Annotated in this window: 5 protein-coding genes; all 5 read left to right on the top strand. The window is 76.1% G+C overall.

Going from position 1 to position 14781, the window contains the following annotated elements:
* Positions 1-123 precede the first annotated feature (123 nt).
* The 5 genes from ACFVVL_RS18445 to ACFVVL_RS18425 all read left to right on the top strand — a co-directional run bounded on the left by ACFVVL_RS18445 (position 124) and on the right by ACFVVL_RS18425 (position 14779).
* Positions 124-4800, top strand: coding sequence for an amino acid adenylation domain-containing protein (locus ACFVVL_RS18445; RefSeq protein WP_387676371.1), 4677 nt, complete (start codon positions 124-126; stop codon positions 4798-4800).
* Positions 4801-4844: 44 nt separating this feature from the next.
* Positions 4845-9314 (top strand): amino acid adenylation domain-containing protein, encoded by a 4470-nt coding sequence (locus ACFVVL_RS18440; RefSeq protein ID WP_387676368.1) that lies wholly within the window; start codon positions 4845-4847, stop codon positions 9312-9314.
* 70 nt (positions 9315-9384) lie between these two features.
* Entirely contained in the window at positions 9385-11202 is a 1818-nt protein-coding gene (locus tag ACFVVL_RS18435; protein WP_387676365.1) for a non-ribosomal peptide synthetase, read from the top strand.
* A gap of 1565 nt (positions 11203-12767) precedes the next feature.
* The gene (locus tag ACFVVL_RS18430) at positions 12768-13601 is read left to right on the top strand and encodes a thioesterase II family protein (protein ID WP_387676362.1); all 834 of its coding nucleotides are present in this window, start codon (positions 12768-12770) and stop codon (positions 13599-13601) included.
* The gene (locus tag ACFVVL_RS18425; RefSeq protein WP_380287552.1) at positions 13595-14779 is read left to right on the top strand and encodes a cytochrome P450; all 1185 of its coding nucleotides are present in this window, start codon (positions 13595-13597) and stop codon (positions 14777-14779) included. The genes ACFVVL_RS18430 and ACFVVL_RS18425 overlap by 7 nt, the downstream gene beginning before the upstream one ends.
* The last annotated feature ends 2 nt before the right edge of the window (positions 14780-14781 follow it).

Below are 14781 nucleotides of genomic sequence, written 5' to 3'. Positions count from 1 at the left end.
TGCCGATGGTCTTCCGGGAGTTCTGCCGATCGGCCCCGGAAAGCCGCCCTAGGGTCGAGACCACTGCCCGCAGCGTCGTCAATTCATCGGGGTTGGATGATGGAATCTCGCGGTTTCCCCTTCATGTCCGTCGCGCACCGGTATCCGGACCGGCCGGCCGTACGGCTCGGCGCCCGGACCCTGCGCTACCGGGAGCTGGACGAGCTGAGCGGCGCCCTCGCCGCCCGGATCGCCCCCGGGCGGACGGTGGCCGTCACCGGCCGCGACCGGCTGGACCACCTGGTCGGCCTGCTCGCCGCCCTCCGGGCCGGGGCCACCTACCTGCCGCTGGACCGGGAGGCCCCCGAGGAGCGCAACCGCTGGATCCGCGAGGACGCCGGCGCCGGTCTCGCCCTCACCGACGGCGAGCTCGTCCGCCTCGCGCCCGCCGACGGGCCCGAGGCCGCGCCCGCCCCCGGCTACCTCATCTACACCTCCGGCACCACCGGCCGCCCCAAGGGCGTGCACGTGCCGCTGGACGCGCTGACCGGGCACCTGACGGCCGCCGTCGACCGCTTCGGCCTCACCGCCGACGACGTCGTGCTGCACCTCGCCCGCCCCACCGTGGACGTCGCCGTCGAGCAGGTGCTCACCACCCTGTCCGCCGGGGCCTGCCTGCTCGTGCCCGAGCAGCACCTGCTCGGCCCGGACGCTCTGCTGGACCTGCTGGACACCGAGGGCGTCACCGTGGCCAACCTCCCGGCCGGCTACTTCCAGGAGGTGGTGACGGCCCTGCGCTCCCGCGCCCGGGCCCCGCGCACCCTGCGCCTGATGATCTCCGGCAGCGACCGGCTCTACCCGGACACCGCGGCCGTCTGGTGGACCGCCACCGGAGTGCCGCTGCTCAACGCCTACGGGCCCACCGAGACCGTGGTCACCGCCACCGTCCACGAGCTGTCCGGCGCCCCGCGCACGGAGCCGGTCCCGATCGGCACCCCGCTGGGCGAGCGCCGCGCCTACGTCCTGGACGACCGGCTGCGCCCGGTCACCGGGCCCGGCGAGAGCGGCGAGCTCTACCTCGGCGGGCCGCTGCTCGCCTCCGGCTACCACGGCCGCCCCGGCCTGACGGCGGGCCGGTTCGTGGCGGACCCGTTCGCGCCCGAGCCGGGCGCCCGGATGTACCGCACCGGCGACGTCGTGCGCCGTGAGGGCCCGGACGCCCCGCTGGAGTTCGTCGGCCGCGCCGACCACCAGCTGAAGATCCGCGGCTTCCGGGTCGAGCCCGGCGAGATCGAGCAGCTGCTCGCCGCCCGCCCCGGCGTCACCGGCGCCGTGGTCGTCGCCCACGAGGGCCGGCTCGCCGGCTACGTCACCGGCGACGCCCCCGACCCCGCCGCGCTCCGCGCCCACCTGGCCGAGCGGCTGCCCGAGCACATGGTCCCGGCCACCGTCACGGTGCTGGACGCCTTCCCGCTGACCGCCGGCGGCAAGACCGACCGCGCCGCGCTGCCCGAGCCGCAGGCCGCCCCGGCCGCGCCGGACGCCTCCCCGGCCGGCCGCCCGCTGCGCACCCCCGCCGAGCAGCTGATCGCCGCCGTCTGGGCGGACGTGCTGGGTGTGCCCGAGGTCGGCGCCGACGACAACTTCTTCCACCTGGGCGGGGATTCGCTCACCGCCGTGCGGGTGGTCGGCCGGGTCTTCGACGTCTTCGGGATGATCTCCCCGTACACCATCTTCGACGCCCCGACCCTCGCCGAGTTCGCCGCCGCCGTCACCGCCGCCGCCGACGGCGAGCGCCCGCCGCTGACCCGCACCGGCGCCGCCCGGGCGCCGCTGTCCCCGAACCAGCGCGGGCTCTGGTTCCTCGACCAGTGGAACCCGGGCGCGCCCACCTACGTCGTGCCCTGGGTGTTCCGCTTCGCCGGCCCGGTCGACGCGCAGCTGCTGCGGCTGGCCCTGGAGGGCGTGGTGGCGCGGCACGAGGCGCTGCGCACCACCTTCGAGCTGGCCGAGGACGGCCCCCGTCAGCTGGTCCACCCCGCCGTGGACGTGCCGTTCGCGGTGACCGACACGGAGGCCGGGCGGGTCGACGCACTGGTCGCCGAGGCCGCGCTGGTCCCCTTCGACCTGGAGAGCGGCCCGCTGCTGCGCGCCCACCTCTACCGCACCGGGGACACCGCCACCCTGCTGCTGCTCTGCCACCACATCGTCTGGGACGAGGGCTCGCTTCCCGTCCTGGAGGGCGAACTCGCCGCCCTGTACGAGGCGCTGGCCGCCGGCCGCCCGGCCGCCCTGCCCGAGCCCGCCGTCCAGTACGCCGACTACAGCGCCTGGCAGTACCGGGACCCGGCCCACGCCGAGCGCCAACTCGCCCACTGGCGCGAGCACCTGGCCGACGCGCCGACCGAGCCCGCGCTGCCCACCGATCACCCCCGGCCCGAGGTCCAGCGCTTCCGCGGCGACTTCCACCGCTTCGCGATGCCGCGCCCGGTCGCCGAGGCGGTCCGCGCGCTGGCCCGCAGCGAGGACGCCACCCCGTTCATGGTCCTGCTGGCCGGTCTGGCGCTCACCCTGCACCGCCGCACCGGACAGCGCGACCTGGTGCTCGGCTCCCCGGTGAGCCTCCGCGGCAGGGCCGAACTCGACGCCCTGGTCGGCTACTTCGTCAACCTGCTGCCGCTGCGGGTGCGGGTCGGCGAGACCATGGACTTCCGTGAACTGGTCCGGCACGTCCGCGAGGTGGCGATCGCCGGCTACCGCCACCAGGAGGCGCCGTTCGACGACATCGCGGCGAGCGTCCTGGAGGACCGCCCGGAGGACCGCGCCGAGAACCGCAACCCGCTCTGCCAGGTGCTGCTGGAACTCCACCCGCTGGACACCCGCCCGCTGACCGTCGGCGGCGTCGAGGTGACCCGCGAGCTGTACTCCAACCCGGTCTCCCGCTTCGACCTGTCGATCTCCGTCGACGACCGGGGCACCGACTTCACCGGCCGCTTCGAGTACGACTCCGACCTGTTCGACGCCGCCACCATGGCCGAGCTCTGCGAGGCCTGGCTCGGCACCCTCGCCGCCGCCGTCGGGACGCCGGTGCACGCCCTGGTCGGGGCCCGGGCCGCCGACGCCCCCGCGGCGACCGCCCTGGTCAGCGGCGAACAGCGCCTCTCCTACGGCGAGCTGGACACCCGGGCGAACCGGCTCGCGCACCACCTGGCCGCCGGCGGGACCGGCCGCGGCGACACCGTCGCCGTGCTGGTCGACCGCGGGCCGGACCTGGTGGTCGCCCTGCTCGCCGTGCTCAGGACCGGCGCCGCCTACACCCTGCTCGACCCGGACTTCCCGGCCGACCGGCTGGCCGGCGCGTTCGCCGACTGCGCGGCCTCGCTGCTGGTCACCCACCACCACGCGAGCCCGCCGTTCCCGGTCGGGCGCCACCTCGACCTGGACGCGCAGGCCGCCGCGATCGCCGCCCGCCCCGCCCACGACCCGGGCGTGCCCGTCACCGGAGACGACCTCGCCTGCGTGATGTTCACCTCCGGCTCCACCGGCCGCCCCAAGGGCGCCGCGGTGCCGCACCGCGCGCTCACCACCACCTACCTCGGCCAGGACTACGCCCGCTTCGGCCCCGACGAGGTCTGGCTGCAGTGCTCCCCGGTCTCCTGGGACGCCTTCGCCCTGGAGCTGTACGGCGCGCTGGCCTTCGGCGGCGTCTGCGTGCTGCAGCCCGGCCAGCGGCCCGACCCGCAGGCCATCGCCGAGCTGACCCGGCGCCACGGCGTCACCCAGCTCCAGCTCTCCGCCAGCCTGTTCAACTTCCTGCTGGAGGAGTTCCCGGAGACCTACGACGACCTCAAGGTGGCCTTCACGGCCGGTGAGCGGGCCTCCGTCACCCATGTCGCGAAGGCGCTCGGCCAGTACCCGGACCTGGTCGTCGCCAACGGCTACGGCCCGGTGGAGAGCCTCGGCCTGACCACCTGCCACCGCGCCACCGCCGAGGACGCCGCCGGGGCCGCCATCCCGATCGGGCACCCGCTGCACGGCAAGGGGATCCACGTCCTGGACGAACGGCTGGAGCCCGTCCCCGACGGCACCACCGGCGAGCTCTACGCGGCCGGCGGCGGCCTCGCCCACGGCTACGTCGGCCGGCCCGCGCTGACCGCCGAGCGCTTCGTCGCCTCGCCGTTCGGCGCCCCCGGCGAGCGGCTCTACCGCACCGGCGACCTCGGCCACCGGCGCCCGGACGGGCTGCTGGAGATCACCGGCCGGATCGACGACCAGGTCAAGGTCCGCGGCTTCCGGGTCGAGCCCGGCGAGATCGAGGACGCGCTGACCCGCCACCCCGCCGTCCGGGAGGCCGCCGTCACCGTCCACGAGCCCGCCCCCGGCGACCACCGGCTCGCCGCCTACGTCACCCTCGACGCGGGTGCGGACCCCGCAGCCCCCGAGGCGCTGCTCGACCACCTGGCCGGGCTGCTGCCCGAGCACATGGTGCCCGCGACCGTCGACGTGCTGGACGCGCTGCCGCTCAACCCCAACGGCAAGGTCGACCGCAAGGCGCTGCCGGCCCCCGCCGGGCGCCGCGCCGCCGCCCCGGCGGACCCGCTCACCCCGCACCAGCGGCTGGTCGCCGACGCCGTGCGCGCCGTCCTGGACCTGCCGGACGACCTCGGGCCGGACACCAACTTCTTCCGCATCGGCGGCAATTCGCTGGCGGCCGTCCGGGTCGCCATGAAGCTCTCCCAGCAGACCGGCACCAAGGTCGCGCCGCACGTGGTGTTCCGCGGCCGCACCGTGGGCGCCATCGCCGAACGGCTGGCCTCGTGATGGCCGGCCACCCCGCCCCCCGTCGCACCGAAGGGAACGAGGCCGTGCGCCCGTCCGACGACGCCCGGGCCGCCGCCCGGGCCCGCACCGCACCCGTGTCCGGCCTCCAGCGCGGCCTCTGGTTCCTCGACCACCTGGACCCGAGGAGCATCACCTACACCACCCCCTGGACCTACGAGGTCACCGGCCCGCTCGACCTCGGCCTGCTGGCCCGCGCCCTGGACGCCGTCACCGCCCGCCAGGAGGCCCTGCGCACCACCTTCGCCCTGCATCCCGACGGCCCCCGCCAGCACGTCCACGACACCCTCGCCGTGCCGCTGGCCGTCACCGACCTGCGGGCCCTTCCCGAGGCCGAACGCGCCGACCGGTCCGAGGAGTTGATCGCCGAACGGGCCGCCGAGCCGTTCGACCTCGCCACCGGCCCGCTGCTGCGCGCCGAGGCGTTCCGGCTCGCCGACGAGCGCACCACCCTGCTGTTCGTCGTCCACCACATCATCTGGGACGGCTGGTCCGCCGAACTCTTCGAGCGCGAACTCGCCGAGCACTACCGGGCGTTCGCCGCACAGCGGACCCCGGACCTGCCGGTCCTCGCCACCGGGTACGCCGACTGGGCCGAGGAGGAGCGGCTCACCTCCTACGAGGAGCACCTCGCCTACTGGAAGGACCGCCTCGACGGCGCGCCCGCCCTGCTCGACCTGCCCGCCGACCGCCCGCGCCCCGCCGAGCGGAGCGAACGCGGCGCCACCGAGCACTTCGGCCTCGCCCCCGGCACCGCCGCCCGGGTCCGGGCCCTCGCCGAACAGGAGGGCGCCACCCCCTTCACCGTGCAGCTCGCCGCCTTCGCCCTGCTGCTGAACCGCTGGACCGGCGCCGACGACCTGCTCGTCGGCACCCCGGTCACCACCCGCAACCGGCCCGAACTCGCCGATCTGCTCGGCTACTTCGTCAACCTCCTGCCGCTGCGGATCAAGCTCGCCCCGGGCGCGACCTTCCGCGGGCTGGTCGCCGACCTCCAGGACGGCGCCTTCGACGCCTTCGGCTACCTCGACGTGCCGTTCGACCAGCTGGTCGACCACCTCGGCACCGCCCGCACCCCGCAGCACCCGCCGCTGGTCCAGGTGGTGTTCGGCGCCCACGGCGAGGACGACACCCCGCTCGCCCTCGGCGCGGCCACCGGCCGGCGCACCGTCCGCTCCAACGGCACCAGCAAGTTCGACCTCACCTGGTCCGTCTTCGAGCCCGCCGGCGAGGGGCCGGACGCCCTGCGCGGCGAGGCCGAGTACAGCACCGACCTCTTCGACGCCGCCACCGTCCGCCGTCTCGCCGCCGACTACGCGACCCTGCTGGACGCCGCCCTCGCCGACCCGGACGCCACCGTGCTCCGGCTCACCGCCGCCCCCGCGGCCGGGCAGCGTCCCCGCCCCGCCCGGCTCGACGAGGGCCACTGCCTGCACCACCTCTTCGAGCGGGCCGCCGACGCGCACGGCGGCCGGCCGGCCGTCGACGACGGGCGGGAGCGCCTCGACTACGCCGAACTCGACCGCCGTGCCAACCGGTTGGCCCACACCCTGCGCGCCCACGGGGTGCGCCCCGGCGACCGGGTCGGCCTGCTGCTGGAACGCACCGTCGCCGTCCCGGTCGCCGTCCTCGCCGTCCTCAAGACCGGCGCCGCCTATGTGCCGGTCGACCTCGCCGCCCCCGCCGACCGGGCCGCCCTGGTCTTCGGCGACACCGCCGTCACCGCCGTCCTCACCGACCGCCCCGACCGCGCCCCCGACGGCCCCTGGCAGACCCTCGACCTCACCGCCCGGGCCGCCGAGATCGCCGCCCGCCCCGACACCCGCCCGCCCGCCGCCGGCAACCCCGGCGACCTCGCCTACCTGATCTTCACCTCGGGCTCCACCGGCCGCCCCAAGGGCGTCGCCGTCGCCCACGAGCACGTCACCCGGCTGCTCGACTCCGGCCGCGAGCACTTCGGCTTCGGCCCCGACACCACCTGGACGCTCTTCCACAGCTACGCCTTCGACTGGACCGTCTGGGAACTGTGGGGCGCGCTGCTGCACGGCGCCCGCCTGCTCGTCGTGCCGTACCTGACCAGCCGCTCGCCCGAGGAGTTCGCCGCGCTCCTCGACGAGCAGGACGTCACCCACCTGTGCCTCACCCCCTCCGCGCTGCGCCAGCTCGAACCGGCCCTGCGCCGCCGCCCCCGGGCGCTGCCCGCGCTGCGCTGGATCATGCTCGGCGGCGAGGCCCTGGACCCGGGCGTCGTCCAGCGCTGGCACGAGCTCGACCCGCTGCCGCCCGCCCGGCTCTGCAACCTCTACGGCATCACCGAGACCACCGTCCACGTCACCGTCCACGACGTCGCCGAGGGCGGCGCCGGCTTCGAACGCAGCCTCATCGGCGAGCCCATGGCCCACCTCACCGCGGCCGTCCTGGACGACTGGCTGCGCCCCTGCCCGCCCGGCGTCCCCGGCGAGCTCTACATCGGCGGCGGCAGCCTCGCCCACGGCTACTGGGGCCGCCCCGGCCTCACCGCCGGCCGCTTCGTCGCCGACCCCGCCGGACCGCCCGGCGCCCGCCTCTACCGCACCGGCGACGTCGCCAGGCGGCTGCCGGACGGCGGCCTGGAGTACGTCGGGCGCGCCGACTTCCAGGTCAAGCTGCGCGGCTTCCGGATCGAGCTCGGCGAGATCGAGAACGCCGTCGCCGCCCACCCGGACGTCGACGCCTGCGTGGTCACCGTGCACGAGGACCGGCTCGCCGCCTACGTCACCGGCCGCGCCCCCGAGGACCTGCGCGGCTTCCTCGGCCGCTCGCTGCCCGCCTACATGGTCCCGGCGAGCGTCACCGTGCTGGACGCCCTGCCGCTCACCGTCAACGGCAAGGTCGACCGCGCCGCACTGCCCGCCCCCGGGCGCGCCGCCCCCGAACGGACCGGGCGGCACGCCGAGCCGCGCACCCCCGAGGAGGAACTGTTCGCCGCCGTGTGGACCGAGGTGCTCGGGGTGCCCGGGATCGGCGTCCACGACGACTTCTTCCACCTCGGCGGCGACTCCATCCGCGCCGTCCAGCTGGCCGGCGCCCTGCACGACCGGGGCTGGCAGCTCTCCCTGCGGGACGTCTTCAACGCGCCCACCGTCGCGGCCCTGCTGCCGCTGGCCCGGCCCGTCGAGGCCGACCCCGACGCCGGCCGGCCGTTCGCGCTGATCGACGAGGACGACCGGGCCGAGCTGCCGCCCGGGATCGTCGACGCCTACCCGATGGTCTCCATGCAGCTCTCGATGGTCTTCCACATGGAGGTCGCCGGCGGCACCGACAGCTACCACAACGTCAACTCCTACCGCTTCGGCGGCGAGCTCGACGAGACCGCGCTGCGCCGCTCCGTCAACGAGGCGATGGCCCGGCACGCCGTGCTGCGCACCGGCCTCGACCTCTCCGGCTACGGCGAACCGCTCCAGCTGGTGCACGGCACGCTGCCCGCCCCGGTCGAGTTCGCCGACCTGCGCGGGCGCAGCGAGCAGGAGCAGGACGCCGCGATCCGGGCCGTCTTCGAGCACCACCGCGACCGGCCGTTCGACCTCACCGCGCCCCCGCTGTTCCGGATCACCGTCCAGCGCCTGGCCGCCGACGCCTTCCAGCTCACCATCTCCGAACACCACGCGATCCTCGACGGCTGGAGCTTCACCTCCCTGCTCACCGAGATCCTCGAACGGCACGCCGCACTCGCCGCCGACCCGGTCTCCGCGCCCGCCCCGCCGCCGCGCACCGCCTTCCGCGACTTCGTGGCCGTCGAACGGGCCGCCGCCGCGGACCGGGACTCGCTCGCCTACTGGCACCGGCGGCTCGACGGCGCCACCGGCCAGCTCTGGCCGGGCAGCGAGGACGTCCACGAGCTGCCGCGCACCGTCGAACGGGTGCTGCCGGACGCGCCCGGGCAGCTGCGGGCCGTCGCCGACGCGCTCGGCGTCCCGGTCAAGTCCGTCGCGCTCGCCGCCCACCTGCACGCCCTCGCCCGCATCACCGGGCGCCGCCGGGTCACCACCGGACTGGCGATGAACGGCCGGCTCGAACGGCTCGGCGGCACCGAGGTCTACGGGCTCTTCCTCAACACCGTCCCGCTGGTCGCCGAACCCGGGGAGGACCTGGCGGCGCTGGTGCGGCACGTGCACCGCGAGGAGCTGGACATGATGCCGCACCGCCGGGTGCCGTTCGCCCGGCTGGCCCGGATGATGGCCGACACCGCGCTCGACAGCCAGTTCGGCTACCTGCGCTTCCACGCCCTCGGCCGGCTCAGCTCGGCCCGCATCGAGGACGGCCGGATCGGCACCGAACCCACCTACCGGCACGAGCCGAACAGCTTCACCTTCGGCGCCTCGCTGATCCAGGACCCGGTCACCCAGCGGGTGCTGCTCGCCGTGGACCACCAGCGGGCGCTGGTCGACGACGCCACGGCGGAGGAGTTCATGGACGCCTACGCGGCGGCCCTGGCCCGCCTGGCCTCCGACGTCTGACCCCGACTCCGGGCAGCACCGCCCACCCCACCCCACCCGTCAGCTCAGCCCAGTGAGGAGCACCCCCGCCATGACCACCTTCGCGGAGCCGGTCACCGTCGCCCCGTCCACCCCCGCCGTCGCCACCGACCTGCTGTCCCGGCTGCGCACCGCCGTCGCCGCCCATCCCGGCCGGCCCGCCGTGCACGCCGCCGACGGCAGCCTCGACTTCGCCGCCCTGGAGCGCCGCACCGCCGCCCTGGCCGCCGCCCTGCGCGCCTCCGGCGTCCGGCGCGGCGACCGGGTCGGCGTCCACCTCGCCCGCACCCTCGACCTGCCGGTCGCGCTGCTCGCCGTCTGGCGGGCCGGCGCCGCCTACGTCCCGCTGGACCCCGCCTACCCGGCCGAGCGGATCGCCTTCATGGCCGCCGACGCCCGGCTGACCGCGGTGGTCAGCGCGCAGGCGGCGCCGCCCGTCCCGGCCGGTGTCGCGGTGCTGCGCCCGGACGCCGCCGCGCCCGCCGCTCCCGGCCCGGCCGACCCCGACGCCCCGCACCCGCTGGACCCCGCCTACGTCATCTACACCTCCGGCTCCACCGGCCGCCCCAAGGGCGTCGAGGTGCCGCACGGCGCCGTCGCCGACCTCGTCGCCGGTCTGGAGGGCATCGGCGCCTACCGCCCCGGGCCGTCCGTCGTCGCCTGGAACGCCAGCGTCTCCTTCGACGCCTCCGTCCAGCAGTGGGCCCGGATCTGCCGCGGCGACACCCTCGTGGTCGTCGACGACGCCCGGCGCGCCGACCCGGCCGCCCTGGCCGCCCTGCTCGACGAGCACGCCGTCACCGACCTCGACCTGACCCCGTCCCACTGGCAGCTGCTGCGCGAGCCGCTGCTCGGCGGCGGCGCACGCGTCCCGCGCCTGTTCATGGGCGGCGAGCCCGTCCCCGGGCGCACCTGGCGCGAGCTGGCCGACGGCGGCGTCGAGGCGTTCAACCTCTACGGGCCCACCGAGTGCACCGTCGACGCGATCGCCGCCCGGATCACCGGCCCCGGCCCGCACCTCGGCGCGCCGCTGCCCGGCGTCCGCGCCCACCTGCTGGACGAGCGGCTGGTGCCGGTCACCGAGCCCGGCGCGGTCGGCGAGCTGTACCTCGGCGGACCCGGCCTGGCCCACGGCTACGCCGGGCAGCCGGGCCTGACCGCCGGCCGGTTCGTCGCCGACCCGTTCGCCCAGGAGCCGGGCGCCCGGATGTACCGCACCGGCGACCAGGCCCGCCGCTCCGCCGACGGCCTGCTGGAGTACGTCGGGCGGGTGGACCGCCAGGTCAAGCTGCGCGGCTTCCGCGTCGAACTCGGCGAGGTCGAGCACGCTGTCGCGGCCCTGGACGGCGTCGGCGCCGCCGCCGTCACCGTGCACGAGCCCGCACCCGGGGACACCCGCCTCGCCGCCTACGTCACCGGCGCCTCCGCCGACCCCGCCGCCCTGGTCGCCGCCCTGCGCCGCACCCTGCCCGCCCACCTGGTGCCGGCCACCGTGACTGTCCTGGACGCCCTGCCGCTCACCCCGAACGGCAAGGTCGACCACCGCGCCCTGCCCGCCCCGGCCGCCCCGGCGGCGCCGGAGGCCGCCGGCGGGGGAGTGGCGGAGCAGGTCGCCGAGGTGTGGCGCACCGTGCTCGGCGTCCCCGAGGTGCTGCCCACCGACGACTTCCTCACCCTCGGCGGCCACTCCCTCGCCGCCCTGCGGGTGGTCCACCTGCTGCGCCGCAAGCTCAACGTCGAGCTCCAGCTGCGCCACCTGCTGGACGCCGCCGACCTCGCCGCCTTCACCGAGGCCGTCCAGCGCGCCGCCACCACCGCCCCGGCCACCGCCCGCCCCACCCTCGCGCCCCGCCGCCCGGCCGTCCGATGAGCACCACCCCCCACCCACACCCCGGCACCCGGCAGCCGGTGCCGCCTGCGGCGGACCTCGCTGCGGTGGCGGTGGCCCCTGTGGCTGCTGGTGGCTCGCAGTCTGGGGCTGGGCGGCTGGTGTCGCCTGCAGTGGACCTCGCTGTGGTGGCGGTGGCCCCTGTGACTGCTGGTGGCTCGCAGTTCGGGGCTGGGCAGCCGGTGTCGCCCGATGCGGACCAGGCCGCGCTTTCGGACGGTCCTGTGGTTGCTGGTGGCTTGCACTTCGGGGCCGGGCAGCCAGTGTCGCCCGATGCGGACCCCGCTGCGCTGGCGGACGGTTCTGTGACTGTTGGCGGTCCGCAGTTCGGGGCCGGGCAGCCGGTGTCGCCCGTGGCGGTCCAGGCCGCGCTGGCGGACGGTTCTGTGGTTGTTGGTGGCTCGCCGTCCGGCGCTCGGCCGCCGGTGACCTTGGGGGCTGGCCGGGCCGCGGTGGCTGAGTGTGGTTCTTCCGCGCGGCTGATGGCCGGCCCGGTCGGGGGAGAGGCCGCTTCCGTGGCGGTCGTCGGTGCGCAGATGGTCGCGGACCTCTCGGCGACCGGGACCTCGGTTCCGGCCGATCCCGCTGAGCCCGGGGCCCTTGCCTCCGCCCGCCCAGCGATCACCCTCAGCTCTCGGCCGGTTCGCTTGATTGCGGATGGCCCTGTGACTGCCCGGCAGCCGGTGACGCCCGAGACGGCCGAACACGGTGCGCGCTCGTGGCCGGTTGGTCCGGTGGCGGATCGCCCTGTGACTGCTGGTGGCCAGCTGTTCGGGGCCCGGCAGCCGGTGCCGCCCGGCGTGGCTGAGTGTGGTTCTTCCGCGCGGCTGATGGCCGGCCCGGTCGGGGGAGAGGCCGCTTCCGTGGCGGTCGTCGGTGCGCAGGTGGTCGCGGACCTCTCGGCGGCCGGGACCTCGGTTCCCGCCGATGCCGCTGAGCCCGGGGCCCTTGCCTCCACCGGTCCGGCGATCACTCCCCGCTCCCGGCCGATCATCGACGCCACGGCACCGGGTGATGCGGCAAAGCACCCGACAGCCATGGCTGGGGCAGCCGATGGCCCACGACTCGGGGCTCGGCGGCCGGTCAGGCCGGCCACCGGACAAGTCGGCGTGGGCGAGCACGGCTCCGTCGCACGGCCCGAACGCCTGGCGGCCGCCGACACGGTACCGGGACCGGTCGTCCCGGTGGCATCCGACGGCGCGCAGCCCGGCGCCCGGCAGCCGGTTGCTTCAGCCGCTGTCCCGGGTGCTGGAGCCGAGGTCCGGTCGACGGTAACTCCTCGGCCCCGTCCGGTGGGTGGCGGCGTGCAGCCGGTGGCTTCGGCAGCCGTCCCGGTCGATGGGGCCGACGTTCGGTCGCTCGCTGCCGCGTCTGCTCGGCCGCCGATCACTCCTCGGCCGCGTCCAGTGGGTGGTGGTGGACAACCTGGCTCGGGGCAGCCGGTTGCTTCGGCCGCCGTCCCGGGCGATGGGGCCGACGTTCGGTCGCTCGCTGCCGCGTCCGCTCGGCCGCCGATCACTCCTCGGCCCCGTCCAGTGGTCGGTGCCGTGCAGCCCGGTGCGGCCCGGTCCCTCGCCTCCGCCGCCCGGCCGCGCCCGGCCCCGGCCGTTCCGGCCACCCGGCCCCGCACCGAGGGGGACTGGTTCCTCCTCCCCGCGCCCCGGCCCGCCGCCCCCGTCAGGCTGTTCTGCTTCCCGCACGCCGGTGGGGACGCCACCGCCTTCACCCCGCTGGCGCGGCACCTCGCCCCCGCCGCCGAGGTGTGGGCGCTGCGCCCGCCGGCACGTGGCGGCCGCAGCCGGGACCCGATGCCCGCCGGCTTCGCCGACCTGGTCGAGGCGGTCGCCGGGGCCCTCGCCCCGCACCTCGGCCCCGGCCACCGGGCCGCCTTCTACGGGCAGAGCTTCGGCGCCCTGCTCGCCTACGAGGTGGCCCGGGCGCTGCCCGCCGACCGCCGGCCCGAGCTGGTGGTGGTGGCCGGGGCGCCCTGCCCCGCCGAGTGGACCGAACGCGAGTCCAAGGACCTCGACGCCGCCGAACTCCTGCGCCTGACCGGCCTGGAGGAACTGGTCCGGGCCGATCCGGAGCTGGTCGAGCTGGCCCTCGGCGGCATCCGCACCGACCTCGCGGTCAGCGCCACCTACCGGTACCGGCCGCATGCCCCGATCGGCTCCGCGCTGTACGCGCTGGCCGGCGCCGACGACCCGATGCTCGCCACCACCGACCTCACCGGCTGGGCCGCCCACACCCGGGGCGCCTTCGGCCACCGCGTCCTGCCCGGCGGGCACCTGCTCGCCACCGTCGACCGGCCCGGCCCGGTCGACCTCCTGAGCACCCTCCTGAGCACCCTCCCCACCACCAAGGAGCAGCCGTCATGGTGACCACCACCTCCGTCGACCTCACCGACCCCGCGCTGTGGGCCCGCCCCGACACCCCGGAGCTGGTCGCCGAACTGCGCGCCCAGGCGCCCGTCCACCGCACCGACACCGTCGACGACGGGCCGATCTGGTCGGTGATGACCTACCGGGAGTCGGCCGACGTGCTGCGCAACGCGGCCGTGTTCAGCTCGGAGTCCGGCTCGCTGCTGGGTGCCGGTGTCGGCAACGTCCCGGTCGGCTCGGGCCGGATGATGGCCCTCACCGACCCGCCCCGGCACCGTGAACTGCGGGCCCCCGCCAATCCGTTCTTCTCCAAGGGCGGAGTGCGCGGCGCCTCCCGCTCGATCGCCGACCGGGCCGCCGAGCTCTTCGACCGGGCCGTCGAGCAGGGCGAGGCGGACCTCGTCGACGTGGTCTCCGCGCTGCCGCTGGCCGTCATGTGCGACCTGCTGGACGTCCCGGAGAAGGACCGCGACATGGTGGTCCGGGTCTGCGACGTGGCGTTCCTCGGCGCCACCCCGGAGGAACGCCGGGCCGGGCACCAGCAGTTGATCCCCTACCTGCTGCACCAGGTGATGCTGCGCCGCAGCGACCCGCGCGACGACCTCATCTCGATGATGGCCACCTACAAGGTGAACGGCCGGCTGCTGCCGGTCGAGGACGTCGTGCTCAACCTGGACAACATCGTGGTCGGCGGCGTCCAGACGGTCCGCCACACCGCCGCGATGGGGCTGCACACCCTGGTCAACCGTCCCGACCTGTGGCGGCAGTTGCAGCGCGGCGAGGTGTCGATGGACTCGGCGGTGGACGAGCTGCTGCGCTGGACCTCCGTCGGGCTGCACACGCTGCGCACCGCCACCCGGGACATCGAGCTGGCCGGGCGGCAGATCCGCCGGGGCGACCGGGTCGCGGTGTGGGTGTGGTCGGCGAACCGGGACCCGGAGGCCTTCGAGGCGCCCGAGGAGATCCGCCTCGACCGCTCGCCCAACAAGCACCTGGCGCTCGGGCTGGGCGCCCACTACTGCATCGGCGCGCCGCTGGCGAAGACCGAGCTGAGCGCGCTGTTCACGGCGGCGCTGGAGAAGGCGTCGTCGATCGAGCCGGCCGGCCCGGCGGAGTTCAACCGCTCGATCATCAACTTCGGCCTGGACCGCTTCCCGGTCCGGCTCACCCCGCGCTGAGG

Source organism: Kitasatospora sp. NPDC058115, from assembly GCF_042884635.1.
Taxonomy (GTDB): domain Bacteria; phylum Actinomycetota; class Actinomycetes; order Streptomycetales; family Streptomycetaceae; genus Kitasatospora.
The sequence above is the reverse complement of the archived record's forward strand: the minus strand, read 5'-3'. Positions and strand labels throughout refer to the sequence as shown.